Genomic DNA, 23710 nt, shown 5'->3' with positions numbered 1-23710 from the left:
AAATCAGAGTGGGCCCCGGGCGTCAACGCCCCAGACTCCGCCTCGGCCATCGCGGCCGGGTTCTCAGGCGCCGGCATGAAAGAAGTCGTAGACCGCCCGCGCGGTGGCGGCGTTCACGCCCGGGGTCTTGGCCAGATCCTCGAAGGCGGCGCGCTCGATCGCCTTCACGGTCCCGAAGTGGTGCAGCAGCGCGCGCTTGCGGCTCGGACCGATGCCGGCGATCTCGTCCAACGGATTCTTCACCATCTCACGCTTCCGCTTGGCCCGATGGCTGCCGATGGCGAAGCGGTGCGCCTCGTCGCGGAGCCGCTGCACGAAGTAGAGCGTCGGGTCGCGCGGCGGAAGCTTGAAGGGTGGCCGGCCGGGCACGAAAAACGTCTCCCGGCCCGCATCGCGGTCGCGGCCCTTGGCGACGCCGACGAGCGGCACGCCCGCCACGCCGACCTCATCCAGCGCCGCCCGCGCGGCGTCGAGCTGGCCCTTGCCGCCGTCGATCAGCACGAGGTCCGGCCAGGCCGGGAACGCCTCGCTCTCCTCCGCCGGGGCTGGCACCGGCTCCGGCACGCCGCCCTCGGCGGCGGCCACGGCCGCCTCGCGCTCCGTGCGCGGCGCCTCCTTCACGAGCCGCTTGAAGCGCCGTTGCAGCACCTCGCGCATCATGCCGTAATCGTCCCCGGGGGTCAGATCCTCGGACTTGATGTTGAACGTGCGGTAATGCGCCTTCATGAAGCCCGTCGGGCCGGCGACGATCATGCCGCCGACCGCGTTCGTGCCCATGATGTGCGAGTTGTCGTACACCTCGATCCGGCGGGGCGCCCCGTCGAGCCCGAAGGCCTGGCCGAGGGCGGCGAGGAGCTTGCCCTGCGAGGCCGTGTCGGCGAGGCGCCGCGCCAGCGCCTCCTTGGCGTTGCGCTGGGCGTAGTCGACGAGGTTCTTCCGCTCGCCGCGGCTCGGCCTGTGAATCTCGACGCGGTACTCCACCCGGCTCGACAGGGCCGCCGCGACCAGCTCCGCGTCCTCGATCGCGTGGCTCGTCAGCACCGTGCGGGGCGCGGGCTTGTCGTCGTAGAACTGGCCGATGAACGAGCCCAGCACCTCGTCGGGCGTCATCGTCCGGTCGGCCTTCGGGAAATAGGCGCGGTTGCCCCAGTTCTGGAAGTTCCGGAAGAAGAACACCTCGATGCAGAACTGGCCGGCCTGCTCGTCGAGGGCGAACACGTCCGCCTCCTCGACGCCCTGGGTGTTGACCCCCTGCACGCCCTGGATCGCCGACAGGGCGGCGATGCGGTCGCGGAACCGGGCGGCGCGCTCGAACTCCATCGCCTCGGACGCCTCCTGCATCTCGGCGCGCATCCGGTCCTTCACGGCGTTCGACTTGCCGGCGAGGAACGCCCGGGCGGAATCCGCCATGGTCGCGTAGTCGTCCTTGGCGATCTCACCCGTGCAGGGGCCGGAGCAGCGCTTGATCTGGTAGAGCAGGCAGGGCCGGGTGCGGTTCTCGTAGTAGCTGTCTGTGCAGGTGCGCAGCAGGAAGGCGCGCTGCAGGGCGTTCACCGTCCGGTTCACCGCCCACACGCTGGCGAACGGGCCGTAATAATTGCCCTTCCGGCGCCGGGCGCCCCGGTGCTTGACGATCTGCGGGGCGGGGCCGTCGTCGGTGACCAGGATGTAGGGGAACGACTTGTCGTCCCGCATCAGCACGTTGAAGCGGGGCTTCAGCTGCTTGATCAGGTTGGCCTCGAGGAGGAGCGCCTCGGTCTCGGTCGCCGTGGTGACGAACTCCATCGCCGCCGTCTGCGAGATCATCCGGGCGATGCGGTTCGAGTGCGCCTGGCCCCGCGCGTAGGAGCCGACCCGCGCCTTCAGGTTCTTGGCCTTGCCGACGTAGAGGACGTCGCCGCGATGGTCGAACATCCGGTAGACGCCGGGCGAGGACGGCAGGGTCGACCAGAACCGGCGGATCACCTCGGTTCCGGCCTGGACGGCGCCCGGCTCGAAGTCGAAATCGATCTCCGGCGCCTCCGTCTCGGGGAGGCCGGCTTCCGGCTCGTCGGCGGCCTCGTCCCGCTCGGCGTCGCGGCCGTCGTCGAAGGTGTCGGGGGGCAGGTCTGAGAGGGCTCTGCGGCTCATACCGCAGATCTAAGCGTTCCGGACCGCCAGGGGGACCGGGGCGGCGACAAAAATCGCGCGCCCGGTCGGCTCGATCAGTCGAACAGCGAGTCGATGTCGCTCTGGTCGACGTGGCCGATGTCGTGGTCGAGCTTGGGCCCGTTGAGCAGCGAGCTCTCGTCGTCCAGGGAGGTCGGCACCGGCATGACGGTGATGAGCTCCTTGAAGCTGTCGAGTTCCGACCACGTGGCGATGAGCCGGTCGAGATGCTCCTCGATGAACTTCATCACGCTGACGATCTTGGTGATCCGCTGGCCGGTCAGGTCCTGGAAGTTGCAGGCCTCGTAGGCGGTGATCACGCGCTCGAGGATCACGTCGACGTGCTGCTTCGTGCCGGGCGGCAGCGTCGCGGCGTTGAGCATGCCGGCGTGGCTCTCGATCTCCTCGATCGCGCCGAGGAGCTGTGTCGTGGCGCGCTCCGTCGAGTCGACCACCGCGTCGAGCTCGTCGGCCGCCCGGCGCATGCCCTTGCCGGTGTTCTCGGTCCGGTGCAGCGTCGCCAGCTCCGACTTGGTGCGGGTGATCGCCTCCTTCATCACGTCGAGCTCGGTGCGCATCGCCAGCGCCTCGTGCAGCTCGCGGCGGCACGACTCGATGGTCTCGCTCGCGCTCATCTGCGTGACGCGGCGCAAGTCCTGGATGGCGTTGAAGATCTCCTCCAGGCGCTCGCTCGAGGCGGACGCCCCGGGTCCGGGAGGGGGAGCCGCGGGAAGCCCGAGACTGTCTTCGATGCGATAGCGCTTCTGGGTCATCGTCCGGGCGTGAGCGTTCGGGTTCCGTCGCCGCGACTGTCTACTATAACGGTTAGCGGACTGTGACTGCCGAGCTTCTTACCGCCGGCTCACTGCGCCCGGGGACCCAGGGCCTCGTCGGGGCTTAACCGCCGATTCACGCTGGTCGCGACGGGCCGGGGACGGGCCGGGCCGCCCCGGCGATTCACCACGTTCGTTCACCGGATTCGGTAAAATTCGACGGGATCGTTCGCGGGCCGGGAGCACGGGCACCGGCTCGGGAGCATGCGACGATGCGGCGTTCAGTCCGTCTGGGAATGGGTGTGGCCGCGGCCGCGTTCGTGCTGTGCGGCCCCGCCCGGGCGCAGCAGGCGCGCTACGCCGAGGGCGGCTACGGCGGCGGGCTGATCGAGTATCTCGTCACCGGCAGCGCCGGCGGCGCGACCGGGCGCGGCTGGCCGCAGCGCGCGGCGCCGCAGCAGCGCGTCGCGGCCTATTCCGGCGAGCTGGTGCCGGTCGAGCCGGAGCCGGCGCAAGGTTACGGGCAGGCGTACGGGCAGGCTTACGGCCAGCCCTATGGCCAGGCTTCCGGCGCCCCTCAGCCCTACGGTGCGCCCCAGGGAGATCCGGGCCGGATCGGCCGCGCGGTCTCGCCGGAGTACCAGCGCCAGGAAGTGGCCTTCACGGGGCGGCAGAAGCCCGGAACGATCGTGATCGACACCGCGGGAAAGCATCTCTACTTGGTGCAGGCCGGGCAGCGCGCCCTGCGCTACGGGATCGGCGTCGGTCGCCCCGGTTTCGCCTGGAGCGGGCTGAAGACGGTCAGCCGCAAGGCGGAGTGGCCGGACTGGACGCCGCCGGCCGAGATGCTGGCCCGCCGTCCCGACCTGCCGCGCCACATGGCCGGCGGCCCGGAGAACCCGCTGGGCGCCCGCGCCCTCTACCTGGGTTCGTCGCTCTACCGGATCCACGGGACGAACGAGCCCAACACGATCGGGCAGTCGGTCTCGTCGGGGTGCATCCGCATGATGAACGACGACGTCATCGACCTCTACGAGCGCGTGCCGGTGGGGGCGCGGGTCGAGGTCCTCTGAGCGGCCGACGCGGCCCCGGTCGCGGATCGGACCTTCCGGATACGAGAAAGGCCCGGCCGCGCCTGACGCGACCGGGCCTTCCGCTGCCTATCCGGGACGATCAGGTCCAGTCGCTGTCGTCGCCGCCGCCGAGGTCGCCGCCGAAATCACCGCCCGGATCGCTGTAGCCGGCGTCCTGGAAGCTGCCCATGTCGCCGCCGCTGTTGTCGAGGGCCGAGCCGAGATCCTGGTTGCCGCCGTCGCCGTAGTAGTTGTTGACGACGGTCTCGCCCCCGCCGCCGAGACCGGCGGCCGCGGCGCTGCCGAGGCTCGAATGGCCGCCCGCGAAGGCGTTCGACAGGGCGCTGCCGAGGAGCATGCCGCCCGCCGCGCCGGCCGCCATGGGCAGGGCCGTCGCCATGAAGCCGCCGCCGCGCGCCGGCGCCTGGGGCTGGCCGCCCCACGGGCCGCCCTGCTGCTGCGGGTAGCCGCCCTGCTGCGGGTAGCCCTGCTGCGGATATCCCTGCGGCGGGCCGCCCTGATTGCCCCAGGGCTGGCCGCCCGGACGCGGCTGCCCGTAGCCGGGCTGGGGCTCCTGGCGCTGCTGGCTGCCGCCGCCGAAGATGCTCGACAGGAAGCCGCCACCACCGGAGGACTGGGCCGGGGCCGCTTGGCTGCGGGCCTGCTCCAGCTGCTGGTTCAGGCTCTTGATCGCCTCTTCCTGCACGTAGATCAGCTGCGCCATCGCGTAGGGCGCGTAGGGCTGCGCGCGGAGCTTGTCGGCGATGAAGCGCTCCGCCTCCGCGTCGCGGGGCTGGGTCTGCGCCTGCTCCAGCCGCTGGAAGATTCCCGAAATGACGTCGCGTTCTTCGCTGTTCATGGAGTCGTCCTCCTCGAATCTCACCCGCGGGCCCGAACGCGCCGCATGGCAGCTAGGACATGGGTGCGCGGCGACGCTTTGTCAGGGGGATTGCGAAAACTTCATCCGCCTATCCCGAAACGCGAGAAGCCCGACCTGCCGGCCGGGCTTCCTGCATGCCGAGTGGGGGGCGCGGCCGCGGCCGCGCCGACGCGATCCTAGAACGTGCCGAACTTGTAGTTCAGGCCGGCGCGGACGACGGCGAACTGGTCGTCGCGGCGGCCGACGCCGCTGTAGACGACCGGGAAGTTGTTGGCGGCGTTGATGACGAACGCACCCTGGTTGCGGGTGCCGCGGTCGAGGTTGACGTACAGGCCTTCGACCTTGAGCGTCACGGCCGAGGAGCGGAAGAAGTTCAGGAACGAGTCGGTGGGCAGGGCGTACTCGATGCCGCCGCCGACGGCCCAGCCGGTGCGGAAGCTGTCGTTGCCGGCGTAGCCGCCGAAGGAGCGGTCGGCGCTGCCGGAGCCGTAGGCGAAGCCGCCGGTGCCGTACACGAGGGTGCGGTCGAAGGCGTAGCCGAGGCGGCCGCGGACGGTGCCGAAGAAGTCGAGGCTGGAGAGGCCGCGCGGGTCGGTGACGTAGTAGCCGGGGGCCAGCGCGCCGGAGATGAAGGCGCTGTTCCGGCTGCGGCCGAAGTCGAGGTACTGGGCGTCGGCCTCGAAGCCGATCACGAGGCCGGAGCCCGGGGTAAACTGGTAGTTGTAGCCGATCTGACCACCGCCGGAGAAGCCGTCCTGGCTGCGGTTGCGGAAGGAGGCGACGGTGCCGGGGGCGGCGTAGGGGAAGGGGACGGCGAAGGTGTTGCCGGTGTTGCGGTCGCTGGCGTCGAAGGCGTAGCCGGCGTTGATACCGAAGTAGGCGCCGGTCCAGGTGAAGACCGGGACGGGGGTGAACACCGGCGGCGGGGCGGCGCGGCGCGGCAGGTCGGCGGCGAAGGCCGAACCCGCGAAGGCGACGCCCGCGAGGGCCGTGGTCACACGGAGCATGGATTTCATGATCTGGTCCTCACTGGTGGTCCGCGCCGTCCCACGGGCGGACGGTTGCGGAACCGGATCTGGCTGCGTTCCAGCGGTTCCAGGGTTGCTTTGCGCTCCGCGGTGTCGCCGACCGCTCTCGCGGCCCCTTGTGGCAACCCGCCGTTTTCCCCGGCACCTTGACCCCTAAACGCGGTCGAATGGCCAAGGTTCATTTACGGCTACGCTTTTTTTCGGGCCGAGGATCGACAAAGTGTCGCAGCCCCTTTCCGAGGTCGCACTGGCTCGTCAGGGCACCAGCGTGATCGCGGAGATCAGGCGGCCGTAATCCGCCTCGCCGCGATGCGTGGTCCGCCGGTAGCTGTAGAACCGCTCCGGATCGGCGTAGGTGCAGAGATTGAGTGCGGTGGCCTCGCCAATCTCGGCCTCGCCGAGCCGGGCCAGGATGAAGCCCGGAAGATCGAACTGGGCGTGCCCCGGCCGCGTGCCGGGGCCGAGGAAGCGCTCCATGCCGGGGGCATCGCTCCCGAAGCGCGCGACGAAGTCCGGACCGACCTCGTAGGAGGCCTGACCGATCGTCGGTCCCAGGACGGCGACGATGCGGCTGCGCCGCGCCCCGAGCGCCTCCATCGCCGACACGGTCGCGCCGATCACGCCGGTGAGCGCACCCTTCCAGCCGGCATGGGCGGCGCCGACGACGCCGTTCTCGGGATCCGCGAACAGGATCGGCCCGCAATCCGCGGTGGCGATGCCGAGCGCCAGGCCCGGAACCCGCGTCACCATGGCGTCGGCCTTCGGCCGCTCCGCCGCGAAGGGGGCCTCGACCGTGACCACGTCGGCCGAGTGGACCTGATACAGGCTCACGAGCCGGTCCCGCGGCAGGCCGAGCTGCGCGCACATCCGCGCCCGGTTCTCGGCGACGCGCTCCGGCGCGTCCTGGGAGCCAAGGCCGCCGTTGAGCGACGCGTACAGGCCCTCGGAGACCCCGCCGACGCGGGTGAAGAAGGCGTGGCGGACGCCCGCATGGGCGGAGAGTTCCGGCGCCTCGATGAACATGCCTGCGGTCACGGTCGGCCTCGCGCTTGCCCCTGTCGCGCCCCGATAGCGCAAGGGCGGACCCTTGACGATGTCGTTCAACCGTCAGATTCTTGCTGCATTGCAGTACGGAGCCGATCCGGCCCCGCCTTGAGAAGGATCGCGATGTCACGAGGGATCGAGACCGACGCCCTGCCCGAGACGCCCGAGGCCGAAGAGCCCCGGATTCCGAGCGCGCCTGCCCACCCCGTCACGGGAGAGCCCGCCGCCTTCGACCCGACCGACCTCAACCCGCCCGCGCCGCCGACTCCGCGGCCCGCCAGCCAGACCGATTCCGGCTTCGGCTCCTTCGGCTGAGAGTAGCCGGCCCGTACGGGGCCGCGCATCGTCCCGGCGGCTCAGAGCCCCGGAAATCCCGGGAGCGGCCCGACGGACGGGCCGCTCGCCGCCAGCACCTTGAACAGGCTTCCCATCCCGCCCCGGGCCGGATCGGTCAGGCGCGCGGTCGCAGCGTCGATCGCGGCGGCCTGCGCGGGGCTCGCCCGTGCCTTCAGACGCTCGGCACGGGCCCCGAGTCCGAGGGCGGCCAGGAAGTCGCCCTGATCGACGGGGCCGTGGATCGCGGCGCCCTCGGCCCGCGCCGCCTGGGCGAGGGCGGCGAAATCGACATGATGCGTCAGGTCCGCCTCGCCGGGCTCCGCCAGCGGGTCGGCGAAGCGATGTCCCGCCAGCGCCTGGAGGGTGTCGCCGAAGCCCTGGCGGACATGGCCGTAATCGATGGCCAGCAGGGCGCCGCCTTCGGAACACAGCCGCCGCGCCAGCGCGCGGATCAGCGCGAGGCCGGCCGCCGGCACGCTCATCAGCGCGCCGTCCGGGCCGTCCGCCGCGAGGCCCGGGACCGGCTCCGGCGACAGGCCGAAAGCGAGGCCGCCCGCCGGATCGAGACCGATCTGCCGCTCGTGCCAGCCCGACGGCCGGCGCTCGAACTGGCGCACCGGCAGGCAGTCGAAGAACTCGTTGGCCAGGATGATCGCCGGCCCCTCGGGCAGCGTGTCGACGCTGTCGTGCCACGCGGCACCGGTCCCGGCGAGGGCGCGCGCCTGCGCGACCCGCAGCACCGGGCTCGTCTCGACGAGGTGCGGTGCCACGCGCACGCCCGGGAGCGCTGCCCGCAACGCGCGCAGCGCGTCCGCCATCAGCGTGCCGCGGCCGGGCCCCAGCTCCACCAGGAGGAGCGGATCCGGCGACCCGATCGGGCCGCGGACGTAGGCTGTCCAGGCACCGAGCAGTTCGCCGAACATCTGGCTGATCTCGGGCGCGGTGGTGAAGTCGCCCTGAGCGCCCAGGGGATCGCGGGTGCGGTAGTAGCCGTGGACCGGGTGGCCGAGGCAGAGGGCCATGTAGCGGTCGACGCCGATCGGCCCGTTCTGCCGGATCAGCGCCGCGATCTCGGTTCCGAGGGGGGTCACGCCTCGACGGCCGCCTTGCGGGCGGCCTCGGCGGCCGGCGCTTCCACCGGATGGCGGGGCCGTGTCCGGCCGGTCGCGGCCAGCACGATGTAGGTCAGGCCGACGATCATCATCGGCACGCACAGCAGCATGCCCATGGTCACGCCGCCGCCCATCGGACCGAGATGGTCGCCGAACAGGAAGCCGAGCTGGCGATCCGGCTCGCGGAAGAACTCGCAGAAGGTCCGGGCCAGCGCGTAGCCGAGGACGAAGATGCCGCCGAGGAGCCCGGGCTTGCGGAAGCCGAACCGGCGGACGCTGACCGCCATCACGATGAACAGCAGCAGGCCCTCGGTGGCGGCCTCGTAGAGCTGGCTCGGGTGGCGCGGCAGCGGGCCGCCGCTCGGGAACACGATCGCGTAGGGGAAGTCCGGCGCCACGCGGCCCCAGAGCTCGCCGTTCACGAAATTGGCGATCCGGCCGAAGAACAGGCCGATCGGCACCACCACGGCGCCGATATCGAGGAGCGTGTAGGCGTTGAGACCTTTCCCGCGGGCGAACAGCACGAAGGCCAGGATGGCCCCGATGAAGCCGCCGTGGAACGACATGCCGCCGTTGCGGATCGCCAGGATCTCCCACGGATCGGCGATGTACATCGGCAGATTGTAGAACAGCACGTAGCCGATCCGCCCGCCGAGCACGACGCCGAGCGCCACCCAGACGACGAGGTCGTCGATGTCGACGACCTGCGGGCGCTTCACCACGCCCCAGAGGCTGTCGGCCATGACGAGGCGGCGCGCGTAGTACCAACCGCCGATGAGGCCGGCGATGTAGGCGAGCGCGTACCATTTGATCGTGATCGGCCCGATCGCGATCGCCACCGGATCGATGGCCGGAAAGGGCAGGGCGAGGAGCGGCATCTAACTCACCTCCGGGGCGGCCGGATTGGACGCCGGAGGGGCGACGCGTCAAGCCCGGGCGCACGCTCCCGGAACGGAGGCCTCAGCCGCGCACGAACAAGAAGCCGTGTCCGTCCGGGCCGGCGCAGTAGGCTGCCGTGCCGTCGGCGGAGGTCCGCGGCGTTCGCCCGCTCTCGCGCAGGCGCCGCGACAGGGCCCGCGAATCCGCTGCGGTGAACAGGTAGCGGGTGGCGGCCCGGTCGGCGGGCTCGACGACGAGCCGCCGCTCGGTCACGGGCGTGCGGTAATGCAGGAGCTCCACGTGCGGCGCGGGGTCCGGCGGCGCCAGGGCGATCACGTCGACCTGCGGATCGTCGACGCCGTCGAGGCGCGCCTGCTCCGGCCCGCGGTTCAGGCCGCGCTCCGTCACCGCCAGCCCGAGGGGGCCGGTCAGGAAGGCCAGGGTGGCGTCGAGGTCGGTGACGGTGATCGCCGAGTGATCGATCCCCAGGAACAGGCCCGGCGCGTCGCGCCAGCGGGCGGCCGCGGGGCCGTCGGGGAAGAAGATCAGCTCCAGGGGATGCCCGTCGGGGTCGCGGAACTTGTAGGCGGTCACGCCCCCCGTGGAGGCCGGCAGGCGCTGCGGCCCGCCGCGGCTGATCGGCGTCGGGGCGAGCCGTGCCAGTCGCGCGGCCGCGGCTTCCATGTCGCGGACTGGGATCGCGAGGTGCTGGAAGAACGGGTCGGTCGCCGCGGGATCGGTTGGGTAGGGCGCGCCGGGCGGATCGACCGCCAGGAAGGTCACGGTCTGCCCGCCGAGGCGCATGCGCAGCTGGGTGGCGCGCCGGTCCGCGAGCCCCATCGCCTCCGCCTGCGCGGCGGGAACCGGCTCCGGCGGGGCAGCCCGCGCGAAGCCGAGCCCGTCCCGGTAGAAGGCCTCCGTGACGGCGAGGTCCGCGACCGTGCGGCCGAACCCCGCGAGGGCCCGCACGCCGCTCACAGGAGCGGCGCTCCCCGCACGTTCACGTAGATCGCGTAGAGCGCCTGCGAGGCGCACAGGAACAGGCGGCTGTCGTTGCGTCCGCCGAAGGTGAGGTTGGCGACCGTCGCGGGCACGAAAATCTTGCCGACCAGCTCGCCGCCGGGGTCGATGCAGTGGACCCCGTCGCCGGCGCTCGACCAGACATTGCCGTGCTCGTCGCACCGGATGCCGTCGGCGTTACCGGGCGCGATCCGGCAGAACACGTCGCCGCCCGACAGGCTGCCGTCCTCGGCCACGTCGAAGACGCGCACGTGCTGGAGCGGATCGGTGTCGAACTGCAGCCCGGTCTCGACGATGTAGAGCCTGCGCTCGTCGGGCGAGAAGCAGAGCCCGTTCGGCCCCTGGAAGTCGTCGGCCACCACCCGCAGCGAGCCGTCCCGCGGATCGAAGCGGTAGACGGCGGCGGGCAGCTCGGATTCCTGCTTGCCGCCCTCGTAGTCGGTCTGGATGCCGTAGGGCGGGTCCGAGAACCAGATCGTCCCGTCCGACTTGCAGACGATGTCGTTGGGCGAGTTCAGGCGTCGCCCCCGGTAATGCTCGACCAGGCCCGTGACCCGCCCGTCGAGCTCGGTCCGATGGATGCGCCGGCCGCGGTGCGAGCAGGACAGCATCCGCCCCTGGCGGTCGCGGGCGTGGCCGTTCTCGAAATCGCTGGCCTCGCGGTAGACGCTCAGGCCGGCGGATTCCGACCAGCGCATCACCCGGTTGTTGGGGAGGTCCGAGAACAGGAGCTCGTCGCGGTCGCCGAACCAGACCGGGCCCTCGGTCCAGCGGAACCCGTCCGCGAGCTTCTGCAGCGGCGCGTTCGGCAGGATGTAGGCCTTGAAGCGCGGCTGCGTGAGTTCGAAGCCGTCCATGGAGCCGCCCCTACTTGAAGCGGCCGGGCTGATTGACGGTCGGCTCGACCTGCAGCCCGGTCACGATCATCGTGCAGGGCTCGTCGCCCACCGTGCCGGACAGGTGGCCCTTCCGGCCGTCCCGCGCCTTGGTGTTCTGGTCCTCGCCCATCATCAGCTCGCCCGGGCCCATCTCGACCCGGTGGCCGTCCATCGTCTCGACGAACCAGCGGCCCGACAGGACGGCGATCCATTGCGGCCGCGGATTCTCGTGCCACTCGCCGACCCAGCCGACCGGCAGAACCGTGAAGGTCACGACCGACGGCGCCGGGTCCATCTTGTCGTTCCACTGCGGCGCGGTCTCGGGGTTGATCCCCTCGAACTTGAACCGCTCGAGGTGGAACAGCTCCTGGCGGCTGACACCCTCCACATCGGTGTAGACGTGCCAGTACGGCATCTTCGGAGGGGTCGGCTCGCTCATCGTCGCTCCTGCCGCGGCGGGACACACCCTCCCACAACGGCCGGGCTTGGCGATGGTTCGCGGCTCCCGACGAAGGCCAGAACGACCGGGACATCGCTCCGAGCCCTGGTCAGCAAAGCTCCTCACCGTCCTTGCGAGCGGAGCGAAGCAACCCAGCCGGCGCCACACTCGGCGATCGCGCGCCGGCCCGGCTCGCCTCGCCGCGCTCGCGATGACGGCGCGACGCTCACATCTGCTCGGGGATCCGGTCCGTCTGCGCGAGGTTCGAGAACCGGGTGATGTTCGCGTCGAACTGCAGCTCCACGGTGCCGGTGGGACCGTGACGCTGCTTGCCGAGGATCACCTCGGCCTTGCCGTGGACGCGCTGCATCTCGGCCTCCCAGGCGAAGAACTCCTCGGTCCCTTCGCGGGGCTTCTTGTTCCCGACGTAGTACTCCTCGCGGAACACGAACATGACGACGTCGGCGTCCTGCTCGATCGAGCCCGATTCGCGCAGGTCGGCGAGCTGCGGGCGCTTGTCGTCGCGGTTCTCCACCTGACGGGAGAGCTGCGACAGGCCGATGATCGGCACGGCCAGCTCCTTGGCGAGCGCCTTCATGCCCGTCGTGATCTCGGTCATCTCCTGCACGCGGTTGTCGCTGCGCTTGCCCGAGCCCGAGAGGAGCTGGAGGTAGTCGACGATCAGCAGGTCGAGGCCCTTCTGGCGCTTCAGGCGCCGGGCCCGGGCGGCGAGCTGGGCGATCGAGATGCCGCCGCTCTGGTCGATGTAGAACGGGATCGTCTGCATGTCCCGGGCGGCGTCGGTGATCTTGTAGAAATCCTCGGGCCTGATGTCGCCGCGGCGGATCTTGTAGGAGGGCACGCCCGACTGCTCGGCGATGATGCGGGTCGCGAGCTGCTCGGCCGACATTTCCAGCGAGAAGAAGCCCACGATGCCGCCGTTCACGGTCCGGGTCGTTCCGTCCGGCTGCTTCTCGCCGCGGTAGGCCTTGGCGATGTTAAAGGCGATGTTGGTCACCAGCGAGGTCTTGCCCATGGCCGGGCGGCCCGCGAGGATGATCAGATCGGAGGGCTGCAGGCCGCCCATCTTGGCGTCGAGGTCGGACAGACCCGTGGCGATGCCCGAGAGCTTGCCGTCGCGCTGGTAGGCCTTGGCGGCCATGTCGACCGCGGCGGTCAGCGCGTCCGAGAATTTCTGGAAGCCGCCGTCGTAGCGTCCGGCCTCGGCCAGCTCGTAGAGCCGTCGCTCGGTCTCCTCGATCTGGTCCCGGGGCGCCTGCTCCACCGGCGCCTCGTAGGCGCCGTTCACCAGATCCTCGCCGATGGTGATCAGCCGGCGGCGGATGGCGAGGTCGTAGATCGTGCGGCCGTACTCGCCGGCGTTGATCACCGTCGTCGCGTCGGCGGCGAGGCGCGCGAGGTACTGCATCACCGTCTGGCCGCCGAAATCGGCGTCGCCCAGATAGGTCTTCATGGTGATGGGCGTGGCGAGCTTGCCGGCCTTGATCAGGGAGGCCGCCACCGTGAAGATCTGCTGGTGGGCATCCTCCATGAAGTGCTCGGCCAGCAGGAAGTCCGACACCCGGTAATAGGCGTCGTTGTTCACCAGGATCGCGCCCAGCAGCGCCTGCTCCGCGTCGATGTTGTGCGGGGCGACGCGGTACTCGGCCTGGACCGCTTCGAGCTTGGCCGTGAGCGCATTGGGCAAGGCCATCGGCGGACGACTCCGTATCAGGCGCCGCGGCGGGCGCGCCAGGATCACACCGCACGACCTTGGCGCCGGTATGGTTACCGAAGCCTAGCCGACGGCCGGTTCTCCCGGGCCGGGGCGCGGAAAAGCGGACGCCCGCCGACTCTCGCGAGGGGCGGGCGTCCATGCTGGAACAAAACTGGAACGTGTCAAGTCTCGGGGACCATCATCCCCAGTGTTCACCGGTATACACGGCGGGGTCGGCCTCGCTGCCCGGCCACGCCGCCGCAGGCCCGACCGGCCGGTTCGCCGGCCGGTCAAGCCTGCAAACGGGGATCAGCCGCGGTCGTCGGCGCCCTCGCCGGCATCGGCCAGCGCCTGACCGACCTCGAGGCCGAGGTCGTCGAGGTTGAACGCCTCGCGCTCGGTCACCGACTCGCCGCGGGCCTGACGCTCGGCCTCCTCGGGGCTGCGGGCGACGTTGACGGTGATCTCCACCTCGACCTCGGGGTGCAGCACCACCGGGACCGTGTGAAGGCCCAGCGTCTTGATCGGCTGGTTCAGGGTGAACTGACCGCGATCGACCGTGAAGCCCTCCTTCGCGACGACCTCGGCGAGGTCGCGGGTCGAGACCGAGCCGTAGAGAACGCCGGTCTCGCCGGACTGACGGATGAGGACGAAGCTCTGGCCGTTCAGCTTCTCGGCGACGACCTCGGCGTCCTTCTTGCGGTCGAGGTTGCGGGCCTCGAGCTGGGCGCGCTGGGCCTCGAAGTGCTTCTTGTTGGCTTCCGTCGCGCGCAGGGCCTTGCCGCGGGCGAGCAGGAAGTTGCGGGCGAAGCCCGGACGGACATTCACGGTCTCGCCCATCTGGCCAAGCTTGGCCACGCGCTCGAGCAGGATCACTTCCATGGTCTTTCTCCTTCAGGTGTTCGGCCACGCGGGCCGGGGTCTCACGGCGCCGGATCGCCCTTGGGGCGTCGGCGGTCGAGGGCTGTGTCGGCGAGGCCGAACAGGGTCAGGGCGACCAGGGCGATGCCCTGGGTCACGAACAGGATCAGGTACATGCCGAACAGCATGAGCCCGCGCCCCGGCCGGCCGCGGGAGCGGTCGTGGAAGGCGGCGAGTCCCTGGAGGGCGAAGGCGGCGCTGAACGCGCCGAGCAGCGCGACCCCGAACACGCCGACATAGCCGGGCGCGAAGCACATCCCGACGGCCGCCGCGACCGCCACGAGCGTGCTGCGCGGCATGGCGGCGGAGGGGATGTCGGGCCAGGGCCGCGGCAGGCGGCCGGAGATCTTCACGATCCGGGCCGACGCCCAGAGGTAGAAGGCCAGCAGCAGGGCGAGGCCGTTCGCCGCGAAGGCGGGCACGACGCGGGCGAGGGCGTCCGCCACCTCGGCCCGCGTGACGTCCGCCGGGTCGGCGTCGGCCTGCGGGGCCGGACCGGGCGTCGCCGCCCCGTCCTTGCCGCCCGCCTCGCCGCCGGTCGAGGGCGCGTCGGCGCGCGGGGCATCTGCGCGTGGGGTCTCGGGGGACGGGCGGGCGGAGGGCAGCCGCGTCTGGACCAGGGTCTGGGCGAGCCCGCGCAGCTGCGCGTCGAAGGCGGCGTGGTTCGGCGACGACAGGACCGCGATGGCGATGAAGGCGAGGGCGGCCGTGGCGGCGATCCAGCCGAGCAGGCGGCCGGTCGGGTACCATTCGAGGCCAGCGGGCGTCTCGCGCCCGAGGAGCGCGAGGTAGGCGAGCCACCAGGCGGGCAGGGCGATGTAGGCCGCGAAGGCCAGTCCCAGGAAGGGCGCGATCACCAGGACCAGCGCGAGGCTGCCGGCGGCGGCCGCGGCGAGCGCGGCCTTGTGGCTCCAGCCCAGGCCGACGATCAGGATCGGCAGCGGCGCCACGAGGTAGAGCAGGATCGCGAGCGGCGTCGCCTTCAGCAGCACCCCGAACAGGAGTGCGGAGACGAGGCCCGCGCCGATACCGATGCCGATGTGCTGTGCCATGAATTCCGCTGTCCCGCTGCCGGTACGGCAGGGTTAGAGGCGGCTACGCGCCCCAACGATCGGGCGGCGCGAGCCGCCCTCTGGGAGGGCCGGCCCGGGCAGATGCCGGGCCGGCGGGTTCTGATGGCCTACTTGATCACGTAGGGCAGCAGGCCGAGGAAGCGGGCGCGCTTGATCGCCTGGGCGAGCTCGCGCTGCTTCTTGGCCGAGACCGCGGTGATCCGCGACGGCACGATCTTGCCGCGCTCGGACACGTAGCGGGACAGGAGCTTGACGTCCTTGTAGTCGATCTTCGGCGCGTTCGCGCCGGAGAACGGGCAGGTCTTGCGACGACGGAAGAAGGGACGGCGTCCGCCGCCCGCACCAGCACCGAATGCCATGGGTTAGCCCTCCCCGCCGAAGCTGCGCTCGCCGCGGTCACCGCGATCGCCGCGGTCACCACGGTCGCCGCCGAAGCCGCCACCGCCGAAGCCCTCGTCATCGCGACGACGGCCGCGCTCGCGATCCTTGCGGTCGTCGCGGTCGCGCTTCTGCATCATGGCGGACGGCTCGGAATCGAGCTCCTCGACCCGGATGGTCATGAAGCGCAGCACGTCCTCGGAGATCTGCATCTGGCGCTCCATCTCGGCGATGGCGGCCGGCGGGGCGTCGATGTTGAGGAGGGCGAAGTGCGCCTTGCGGTTCTTCTTGATCCGGTAGGCGAGGGACTTCACGCCCCACATCTCGATCTTCTCGAGACGGCCACCGTTCTGCTCGATCACACCCTTGTAGGTGTCGATCATCGTCTCGACCTGCTGGGACGTCACGTCCTGGCGGGCCAAGAGCACATGCTCGTAGAGAGGCATTGTCGGGCCTTTCATCGTCAAAAGGAGCCCGGCCGCCGGAAGGCGGCTGATTCGGGCCGGTTCATCTCGCGCTACGCTCGGCGCCAAGCCCTTCGAGCCGATTTTCAGGCCCGAGCGGTTGATCGAAGGCGGAGACACCGGACGACGGGATCTGGGAGAGCCCTGTGCCGCGAGCGGCACCGTCCGTTCAGCCCCCGGCCGGAGCGAACGCGAGGGGCGGCGCATAGTCGGTTTTTCGCGACCTGGCAAGGTCGCGGCGTGGGTCGCGTCGTGGGTCGCGGCGTAGGCCGCGGGCCCGAGCTGCCCGCGGCCGCGGGGATCGGGCCGCGCGTCCCGTGCCGGGCCCTGCCGGGACGGCCCCGCCTGTTGTGCGTAACACGCCCACGGGCGCGTGCCGCGCCGCGGCGCGACCCTGTCCGGCACCGCTCAAGCTTGCCGCTCGGGCGGTTCGATGACACAAGCGCGGCGCGGCTGGGGATCCCCGGCCGCACTGGTTTTCGGTAATCCTCCAGATCCGCGATGGCAGAGGCCCCAGCTTCCGGCCCGTCCGAGGTCGGTCCCGTGCTGATCACCGGCGCGAGCGGCTTCCTCGGCTCAGCCCTGGTCGACGTGTTCCGCCGGGCCGGCTTCCCGGTGCGCATCCTCGTGCGCGCGTCGAGCCCCCGCCGCAACCTCACCTGGACCGACGTCGAGATCGCCGAGGGCGACATGCGCGACCCGGCCGCCGTGGCGGCGGCGATGCGCGGTCAGCGCTACCTGATCCACGCCGCGGCCGATTACCGGCTCTGGGCGCCGGACATGGAGGAGATCGTCCGCACGAACCGCGACGGCACGCGCCTGATGATGCGCGCGGCGCTCGAGGCCGGCGTGGAGCGTGTCGTCTACACGTCGAGCGTCGCGACGATCAAACCGCCGGCCGACGGCGTCACGCCCTCCGACGAGACCATGCCGCTGACGCCCGAGACCGCGATCGGCGCCTACAAGCGCAGCAAGGTCGTGGCCGAGCGGGTGGTCGAGGAGATGGTCGCCCGGGACGGCCTGCGGGCGGTGATCGTCAACCCGTCGACGCCGATCGGTCCCCGCGACGTCAAGCCGACGCCGACCGGCCGGATCATCCAGGAGGCGGCGCTCGGCAAGATGCCGGCCTTCGTCGATACCGGGCTCAACCTCGCCCACGTGGACGACGTGGCCCAGGGGCACCTCCTGGCGCTGCGCAAGGGCCGCATCGGCGAGCGCTACATCCTCGGCGGCGAGGACGTGTTCCTCTCGCAGATGCTCGCCGACATCGCCGGCATGGTCGGGCGCAAGCCGCCGACCGTGAATCTGCCCCGGGCCGCCGTCTACCCGGTGGCGTTCTTCGCGCAGCTCGCCGCGCGGGTCACCGGCAGGCAGCCCTTCGCGACGATCGACGGGATCCGCATGTCGCGCTACCGGATGTTCTTCTCGGACAGGAAGGCGCGCGCCGAACTCGGCTACACGGCCCGGCCGTACCGCGAGGGCCTGTCGGACGCGATCACGTGGTTCCGGGAGGCGGGCTACCTCGCATGAGCACCCTCGATTCCGCCACCGCGACGCGCTCCGGCAAGGGGCACCGCGACGAGAACTTCCCCGTCGCCTCGCACCTGATCCATCCCCGCCACCGGGGCGCGATCCTGGCGTTCTACAACTTCGTCCGCGCCGGCGACGACGTGGCCGATCACGCCGCCCTGTCGCCCGAACGCAAGATCGAGCTGCTCGATCGCCTCGCCGACGCGCTCACCGGCGCCGGGCCGTCCGATCCCGAGGCCGAGCCGCTGAAGCGCGAGCTCGCGGCCCGCGGCCTGCCGCCCCGGCACGCCCTGGAACTCCTCGACGCGTTCCGCATGGACGCGCGCAAGAACCGCTACGCGGACTGGGACGAGCTGATCCACTACTGCCGCTACTCGGCGATGCCGGTGGGCCGCTACGTCCTCGACGTGCACGGCGAAGACCCGGCCCGGGTCTACCGGGCGTCCGACGCCATCTGCGCGGCGCTCCAGGTGATCAACCACCTCCAGGATTGCGGCAAGGACTTCGCGGCGCTCGACCGGGTCTACCTCCCACAGGATTGCCTCGACCGTCACGGCGCCACCGTGGCGATGCTCGGCAAGGCCGAGGCGCCGCCGCAGCTCCGGGCCGCGATCCGCGAGCTGGCGCAGCGCTGCCTCGACCTCCTCGACGAGGGCGCGGTCCTGCCGGACCTGATCGACGACCTGCGCCTGTCGCTGGAGATCGCCGCCATCCACCGGCTCGCCGTCGTGCTGAGCCGGGGCCTGCTGGAGCGCGACCCGCTCTCGGAGAAAGTCCATCACGGCAAGGCCGCCTTCGCGCTGACGGCGCTGGGCGGCGTCGCCGCCACCCTGGCGCGCCGGCCCTTCCGCGGCCGGACCGTCCGGGCCGCGGCTCAGGGAATCCGCTCGTGACCGCCACCGCCACGCCCGCCCAGGACCACGCGAGCGCCGCCCCGGCGCTGCCCGCCGCCGGCTCCTCCTTCTACACGGCGATGCGCCTGCTGCCGAAGGAGCGGCGGGAGGCGATGTACGCCGTCTACGCCTTCTGCCGCGCCGTCGACGACGTCGCCGACGACGGCGGCACCCGGGCCGTCCGGCAGGTCGAGCTCGACCGCTGGCGGGCCGATATCGACGCGCTCTACGCCGGCCGCCCGGCCCCGCGGGTGCGCGACCTCGTGGAGCCCGTGCGCCGATTCGGCCTGAAGCGCGAGGATTTCCAGGCGGTCATCGACGGCATGGCGATGGACGCCGTCGAGGACATCGTCGCCCCCGACGCCGAGACCCTCGACCTCTACTGCGACCGGGTCGCCAGCGCGGTCGGCCGGCTGTCGGTGCGGATCTTCGGCATGCCGGAGGCGGACGGCATCCGGCTGGCGTGGCACCAGGGCCGCGCGCTCCAGCTTACCAACATCCTGCGCGACATCGACGAGGATGCCGAGCGCGGCCGCCTCTACCTGCCGCGCGAGAAGCTCCGGGCGATCGGCCTCACCGACCCGACGCCGGCAGAGGCGATCGGCCACCCCCGCATCGGCGAGGTCTGCATCTCCCTCGCCCGCGAGGCCGAGGACCATTACCAGGCGACCTGGGAGATCATCCGGCGCAGCCCCCGCAAGGCGACCAAGGCCGCCCGGCTGATGGCCGCCGCCTATCACCTCTACCTCAAGGCGGTGCTCGCGCGCGGCTGGGCGATGCCCCGCGCCCGGGTGAAGCCCGGCAAGCTCGCGCTGCTGGGCGTCGTCGTCCGGCACGGCCTGATCTGATGGGCACCGTCCACGTCGTCGGCGCCGGCCTCGCCGGCCTCGCCGCTTCCGTCGCGCTCGCCGAATCCGGCGCCCGGGTGGTCCTGCACGAGGCCGCCAAGCAGGCCGGCGGCCGCTGCCGCTCGTACTACGACCCGGCCCTCGGCCTGACCATCGACAACGGCAACCACCTGCTCCTGTCCGGCAACGCCGATTCCCTCGGGTTCCTCCGGACGATCGGCGCGCCGGCCGACGCCCTGGTGGGGCCGGACGTGGCGGAGTTCGACTTCGCCGACCTGAAGACCGGCGAGCGCTGGCGGCTGCGGCCCAACGCCGGGCGGCTGCCCTGGTGGGTGATGAGCCCGGCCCGCCGCGTCCCCGGCACCCGGGCGCGGGACTACCTCGCGCCCCTCGGGATCCTGCGCGCGGCCTCCGGCAAGGCGGAGGGCGCGGGCGGCACGATCGGCGCCCACATGGCCTGCGAGGGCACGCTCTACCGGCGCCTCTGGCACCCGGTGCTGCTCGCGGCCCTCAACACCGAGCCCCGCGACAGCGACGTCGGGCTGGCGGCGCGGATCCTGCGCGAGACCCTGGGGGCGGGCGGCAAGGCCTGCCGCCCGCTCGTGGCCGTCGAAGGGCTGTCGTACGCCTTCGTGGATCCGGCGATCCGCTACCTCACGAGCCGCGGCTGCGAGATCCGCCTCGGCCGGCGCCTGCGCGGCCTCGACCTCGCGGACAGCCGCGTCGGGCAGCTCGTGTTCTCGGACGGTGCCGAGACCCTCGGTCCGGAGGACGGCGTCGTGCTGGCGCTGCCGCCGTGGGTCGCCCGGGAGGTGTTGCCCGGTCTCCTCGCACCGGTGGAATTCCGCTCTATCGTGAACGCGCATTTCGCGCTGGTGCCGAAGCCCGGCAGCCCGCTCGTCCTCGGCGTCGTCAACAGCCTCACGGAGTGGCTTTTTGCCTATCCGGACCGGTATTCGGTCACGATCAGCGGTGCCGACCGGCTCCTCGACGTGCCCCGCGAAGACCTCGCGCGGCAGATCTGGGCCGAGATCGCACAGTTGTGCAACCTTGCACCCGACCTGCCCAGCTGGCAGATCGTAAAGGAGAAGCGTGCGACCTTCGCGGCGACGCCGGCGGAAGCCGCGCGGCGCCCGAAGGCCGAAACCGCCTACGACAATCTCGTCCTGGCAGGCGATTGGACCGCCACCGGCCTGCCGTCGACGATCGAGGGAGCGATCCGCTCTGGCCAGACGGCCGCACGTTCCTTGCGTGCGGGATCTGCCGCGCGTGCTGGAACCCAGGTGCGCGGCGCAGCTTGAGGCATGGCGTCCGCCGCGAGGCGGTCGTTCGAGGCGAGGACTATGAGAGAGGCCGTTAGCAAAGTCGAGGCGCTGCAGCGCTCGAAGACTCAGGGGATCTCGCTCGAGGACGTCGAGCGCGGCGTGGCGCAGGCGACGCGCGCGCTGACCGCCCTGGCGCACGACGACGGGCACATCTGCTTCGAGCTCGAGGCGGATGCCACGATCCCGTCCGAGTACATCCTGTTCCACCATTTCCGCGGCACGCGGGTCCCCGGCGACCTCGAGGCCAAGATCGGCAGCTACCTCCGCCGCACCCAGGGGCGGCACGGCGGATGGGCCCTCGTCCACGAGGGGCCGTTCGACATGAGCTGCACGGTCAAGGCGTATTTCGCCCTCAAGATGATCGGCGACGACATCGAGGCGCCGCACATGCGCCGGGCGCGCGAGGGCATCCTGTCCCGCGGCGGCGCGGCCAACGCCAACGTGTTCACCCGCTTCATGCTGGCCCTCTACGGCGAGGTGCCGTGGCGCGCCGTGCCGGTGATGCCCGTCGAGGTGATGTTCCTGCCGAAGTGGTTCCCGTTCCACCTCGACAAGATCAGCTACTGGGCCCGCACCACCGTGGTGCCGCTGTTCGTGCTGCAGGCGACCAAGCCCCGGGCGCGCAATCCCCGCGGCATCAGCGTGCAGGAGCTGTTCGTCACCCCGCCGGAGAGCGTCCGCTCCTGGCCGGGCTCGCCCCACGCCACCTGGCCCTGGACCCCGATCTTCGGCTTCATCGACCGGGTGCTGCAGCGGGTCGAGAACCACCTGCCGCGCAAGAGCCGGCAGCGCGCCATGGAGATGGCGCGCGCCTGGGTGAGCGAGCGCCTCAACGGCGAGGACGGCCTGGGCGCCATCTTCCCCGCCATGGTCAACTCGGTGCTGATGTACGAGGTGATGGGCTACCGGCCCGATCACCCGCAGGTCCGTGTCGCCTGCGACGCCATCGAGAAGCTCGTCGTCGAGAAGGCCGACGAGGCCTACGTCCAGCCCTGCGTCTCGCCGGTCTGGGACACGGCGCTCGCGAGCCACGCGCTGCTCGAGGCCGGCGGCCCCGAGGCCGAGGCCCAGGCCCGCGCCGGTCTGGACTGGCTGAAGCCTCGGCAGGTGCTCGACATCGTCGGCGACTGGGCGGCGCGCAAGCCGAAGGTCCGGCCGGGCGGCTGGGCCTTCCAGTACGCCAACGCGCATTATCCCGACCTCGACGACACCGCCGTGGTGGTGATGGCGATGGACCGGGCCATGCACCAGCACGGCCTCGTCGCCGGCATGCCGGACTACAAGGCCTCGATCGCCCGCGCCCGGGAATGGGTCGAGGGGCTGCAATCCGAGGACGGTGGCTGGGCGGCGTTCGACGCCGACAACAACCACATGTACCTCAACCACATCCCGTTCTCGGATCACGGCGCGCTGCTCGACCCGCCGACCGCGGACGTAACCGCGCGCGTGGTCGGGATGCTGTCCCAGCTCGGCGAGACCCGGGAGACCTCCCGCGCCCTCGACCGCGGCGTGAACTACCTCCTGAATGATCAGGAGGAGGACGGCTCGTGGTACGGCCGCTGGGGCATGAACTTCATCTACGGCACGTGGTCGGTGCTCTGCGCCCTCAACGCCGCCGGGGTCGACTCCGCCGATCCGCGCATCCAGAAGGCCGTGTCCTGGCTGATCCGGATCCAGAACCCGGACGGCGGCTGGGGCGAGGACGCCTCCTCGTACAAGATCGACCCGGCCTTCGAGCCCGGCTCGTCCACCGCCTCGCAGACCGCCTGGGCGCTCCTCGCCCTGATGGCGGCCGGCGCGGTCGACGACCCGGCCGTGACCCGGGGCATCAACTTCCTGACCCGCACGCAGGGCGCGGACGGGTTCTGGAAGGAAGAGCGCTACACCGCCACGGGCTTCCCGCGGGTCTTCTACCTGCGGTACCATGGTTACCCGAAGTTCTTCCCGCTCTGGGCGATGGCGCGCTTCCGCAACCTCAAGCGTGGCAACAGCCGGCGCGTCCAGTTCGGCATGTGACGTCCGCCGACGTCCTGGGGCCGGCCCGGCGGGCCGGCTCCGCTCCGCCGGATCGCAGCGCGCTCGACCGTCCCGACAGCCGATCCGCGAGCCCCGGGACGAGACACGTGGCCTCCTCAGACAGCGATCCCGCGGGACCGGACGAACCGCCCCCCGCGCCGGATCCGGCCCGGACCCCGCCTCGGCGCTCACGCCTTCTTGCGGACCTCGCCGGACTCGTCCACGAGCGCGCCATGATCGATCCCACCGCACCCGTCCTGGCCGTCACCGGCCTCGCCCGCGAGCGCCGCATGGCGGCGGGGGAGGGGGTCGAGGCCGTGGGAGCCGGCGGCAACCCTCACCGTCTCCGCCAGCTCCTGGAGGCCCGCGGCCAGCCCGGCTGCCGGGCGGTTGTCAGCTTCGGCATCGCGGGCGGCCTCGATCCCTCGCTCCGGCCCGGCGACGTCGTGGTCGGAACCGGCGTGGTGAGCGAGGAGGGGCGGCGCGCCGCCGATCTCGACCTGTCGGCCACGCTGCTCAACCTCCTGTCCGGCGTCGGGCCGCGGGTGATCCCGGCGGATCTGGCTGGCGTCGACACGGCGGTGCTCGCGGTCGACGGCAAGACGGACCTGCGGACCACCACCGGCGCCGCGGCCGTCGACATGGAATCGCACGTGGCCGCGTCCTTCGCGGGCCGGCACGGCCTGCCCTTCGCGGCCGTCCGCGTGATCTGCGATCCGGCCGATCAGGCCCTCCCGGCTTTCGCGGCCTCGGCGCTCACGCCGGACGGCGAACCCGACATCGCCGCGGTGTTCTTCGCCTTCGCGCGCGGCCGGGCGCGGCTGGGAGACCTGATGCGACTCGCCCGGGACTCGAACGCCGCCTTCGCGGCGCTGGGACGGTGCCGGACGCGGCTCGGGCCGGGACTGGGCATACCGGTCCCGGGGCGCTGAGAC

General features: G+C 71.6%; 23 protein-coding genes. 8 read left to right on the top strand and 15 right to left on the bottom strand.

From position 1 onward, the window contains the following. Positions 1 to 63 precede the first annotated feature (63 nt). Both uvrC and BM314_RS07745 read right to left on the bottom strand, forming a co-directional pair. Positions 64 to 2130 carry an excinuclease ABC subunit UvrC gene (gene uvrC, locus BM314_RS07750; protein WP_091977751.1) on the bottom strand — a complete coding sequence of 689 codons (2067 nt, stop codon included), beginning with the start codon at positions 2128 to 2130 and terminating at the stop codon, positions 64 to 66. 74 nt (positions 2131 to 2204) lie between these two features. Beyond that, positions 2205 to 2921 (bottom strand): protein phosphatase CheZ, encoded by a 717-nt coding sequence (locus tag BM314_RS07745; protein ID WP_020090645.1) that lies wholly within the window; start codon positions 2919 to 2921, stop codon positions 2205 to 2207. A gap of 272 nt (positions 2922 to 3193) precedes the next feature. Here BM314_RS07745 and BM314_RS07740 point away from each other — a divergent pair, with 272 nt between their 5' ends. Further along, positions 3194 to 3994, top strand: a complete 801-nt coding sequence (locus BM314_RS07740) for a L,D-transpeptidase (RefSeq protein WP_091977750.1) — start codon at positions 3194 to 3196, stop codon at positions 3992 to 3994. A gap of 100 nt (positions 3995 to 4094) precedes the next feature. Here BM314_RS07740 and BM314_RS07735 read toward each other — a convergent pair whose 3' ends face one another. From BM314_RS07735 to pgeF, 3 genes are all read right to left on the bottom strand, one after another. Beyond that, entirely contained in the window at positions 4095 to 4853 is a 759-nt protein-coding gene (locus BM314_RS07735) for a DUF2076 domain-containing protein (RefSeq protein WP_091977749.1), read from the bottom strand. Between the two features lie 197 nt (positions 4854 to 5050). Next, entirely contained in the window at positions 5051 to 5890 is an 840-nt protein-coding gene (locus BM314_RS07730; protein WP_091977748.1) for an outer membrane protein, read from the bottom strand. Positions 5891 to 6157: 267 nt separating this feature from the next. Next, positions 6158 to 6925, bottom strand: coding sequence for a peptidoglycan editing factor PgeF (gene pgeF / locus BM314_RS07725; RefSeq protein WP_056531731.1), 768 nt, complete (start codon positions 6923 to 6925; stop codon positions 6158 to 6160). Between the two features lie 144 nt (positions 6926 to 7069). Here pgeF and BM314_RS07720 point away from each other — a divergent pair, with 144 nt between their 5' ends. After that, the gene (locus BM314_RS07720) at positions 7070 to 7261 is read left to right on the top strand and encodes a hypothetical protein (RefSeq protein ID WP_012322302.1); all 192 of its coding nucleotides are present in this window, start codon (positions 7070 to 7072) and stop codon (positions 7259 to 7261) included. A gap of 41 nt (positions 7262 to 7302) precedes the next feature. Here BM314_RS07720 and BM314_RS07715 read toward each other — a convergent pair whose 3' ends face one another. The 10 genes from BM314_RS07715 to rpsF form a co-directional block, all read right to left on the bottom strand. Next, positions 7303 to 8373 carry a class I SAM-dependent methyltransferase gene (locus BM314_RS07715; RefSeq protein ID WP_091977747.1) on the bottom strand — a complete coding sequence of 357 codons (1071 nt, stop codon included), beginning with the start codon at positions 8371 to 8373 and terminating at the stop codon, positions 7303 to 7305. Further along, the gene (gene lgt / locus BM314_RS07710; protein ID WP_091977746.1) at positions 8370 to 9272 is read right to left on the bottom strand and encodes a prolipoprotein diacylglyceryl transferase; all 903 of its coding nucleotides are present in this window, start codon (positions 9270 to 9272) and stop codon (positions 8370 to 8372) included. Before lgt ends, BM314_RS07715 begins: the two co-directional genes overlap by 4 nt. A gap of 82 nt (positions 9273 to 9354) precedes the next feature. Further along, positions 9355 to 10251, bottom strand: coding sequence for a VOC family protein (locus BM314_RS07705; protein ID WP_091977745.1), 897 nt, complete (start codon positions 10249 to 10251; stop codon positions 9355 to 9357). Beyond that, positions 10248 to 11150 carry an SMP-30/gluconolactonase/LRE family protein gene (locus BM314_RS07700; RefSeq protein WP_091977744.1) on the bottom strand — a complete coding sequence of 301 codons (903 nt, stop codon included), beginning with the start codon at positions 11148 to 11150 and terminating at the stop codon, positions 10248 to 10250. Before BM314_RS07700 ends, BM314_RS07705 begins: the two co-directional genes overlap by 4 nt. Positions 11151 to 11160: 10 nt before the next feature. After that, the gene (locus tag BM314_RS07695; RefSeq protein ID WP_091977743.1) at positions 11161 to 11610 is read right to left on the bottom strand and encodes a cupin domain-containing protein; all 450 of its coding nucleotides are present in this window, start codon (positions 11608 to 11610) and stop codon (positions 11161 to 11163) included. 226 nt (positions 11611 to 11836) lie between these two features. After that, the gene (locus BM314_RS07690; protein WP_020090635.1) at positions 11837 to 13324 is read right to left on the bottom strand and encodes a replicative DNA helicase; all 1488 of its coding nucleotides are present in this window, start codon (positions 13322 to 13324) and stop codon (positions 11837 to 11839) included. 312 nt (positions 13325 to 13636) lie between these two features. Continuing rightward, positions 13637 to 14209, bottom strand: a complete 573-nt coding sequence (gene rplI, locus BM314_RS07685) for a 50S ribosomal protein L9 (protein WP_020090634.1) — start codon at positions 14207 to 14209, stop codon at positions 13637 to 13639. 41 nt (positions 14210 to 14250) lie between these two features. Next, positions 14251 to 15300 carry a DUF2232 domain-containing protein gene (locus BM314_RS07680; protein WP_091977742.1) on the bottom strand — a complete coding sequence of 350 codons (1050 nt, stop codon included), beginning with the start codon at positions 15298 to 15300 and terminating at the stop codon, positions 14251 to 14253. Positions 15301 to 15428: 128 nt separating this feature from the next. Continuing rightward, a complete protein-coding gene (gene rpsR / locus BM314_RS07675) occupies positions 15429 to 15680 on the bottom strand; it encodes a 30S ribosomal protein S18 (protein ID WP_007561044.1) in 252 nt (83 codons plus the stop codon). 3 nt (positions 15681 to 15683) lie between these two features. Continuing rightward, a complete protein-coding gene (gene rpsF, locus BM314_RS07670) occupies positions 15684 to 16145 on the bottom strand; it encodes a 30S ribosomal protein S6 (protein WP_020090632.1) in 462 nt (153 codons plus the stop codon). Positions 16146 to 16664: 519 nt separating this feature from the next. Here rpsF and hpnA point away from each other — a divergent pair. From hpnA to BM314_RS07640, 6 genes are all read left to right on the top strand, one after another. Next, entirely contained in the window at positions 16665 to 17693 is a 1029-nt protein-coding gene (gene hpnA, locus BM314_RS07665) for a hopanoid-associated sugar epimerase (RefSeq protein WP_026604540.1), read from the top strand. Further along, complete coding sequence (gene hpnC, locus BM314_RS07660) at positions 17690 to 18586, top strand: squalene synthase HpnC (RefSeq protein ID WP_091977741.1); 897 nt, start codon at positions 17690 to 17692, stop codon at positions 18584 to 18586. Before hpnA ends, hpnC begins: the two co-directional genes overlap by 4 nt. After that, positions 18583 to 19434, top strand: coding sequence for a presqualene diphosphate synthase HpnD (hpnD, locus tag BM314_RS07655; RefSeq protein ID WP_020090629.1), 852 nt, complete (start codon positions 18583 to 18585; stop codon positions 19432 to 19434). The genes hpnC and hpnD overlap by 4 nt, the downstream gene beginning before the upstream one ends. Then, complete coding sequence (gene hpnE, locus BM314_RS07650) at positions 19434 to 20735, top strand: hydroxysqualene dehydroxylase HpnE (protein WP_091977740.1); 1302 nt, start codon at positions 19434 to 19436, stop codon at positions 20733 to 20735. Before hpnD ends, hpnE begins: the two co-directional genes overlap by 1 nt. 42 nt (positions 20736 to 20777) lie before the next feature. Further along, positions 20778 to 22775 carry a squalene--hopene cyclase gene (shc, locus tag BM314_RS07645; protein WP_056531748.1) on the top strand — a complete coding sequence of 666 codons (1998 nt, stop codon included), beginning with the start codon at positions 20778 to 20780 and terminating at the stop codon, positions 22773 to 22775. Between the two features lie 233 nt (positions 22776 to 23008). Then, positions 23009 to 23707: a phosphorylase gene (locus BM314_RS07640; protein WP_091977739.1), complete on the top strand. Its 699-nt coding sequence runs from the start codon at positions 23009 to 23011 to the stop codon at positions 23705 to 23707. The last annotated feature ends 3 nt before the right edge of the window (positions 23708 to 23710 follow it).

Origin of the sequence: Methylobacterium sp. 13MFTsu3.1M2 (assembly GCF_900112625.1) — a bacterium.
Taxonomy (GTDB): domain Bacteria; phylum Pseudomonadota; class Alphaproteobacteria; order Rhizobiales; family Beijerinckiaceae; genus Methylobacterium.
The sequence above is the reverse complement of the archived record's forward strand: the minus strand, read 5'-3'. Positions and strand labels throughout refer to the sequence as shown.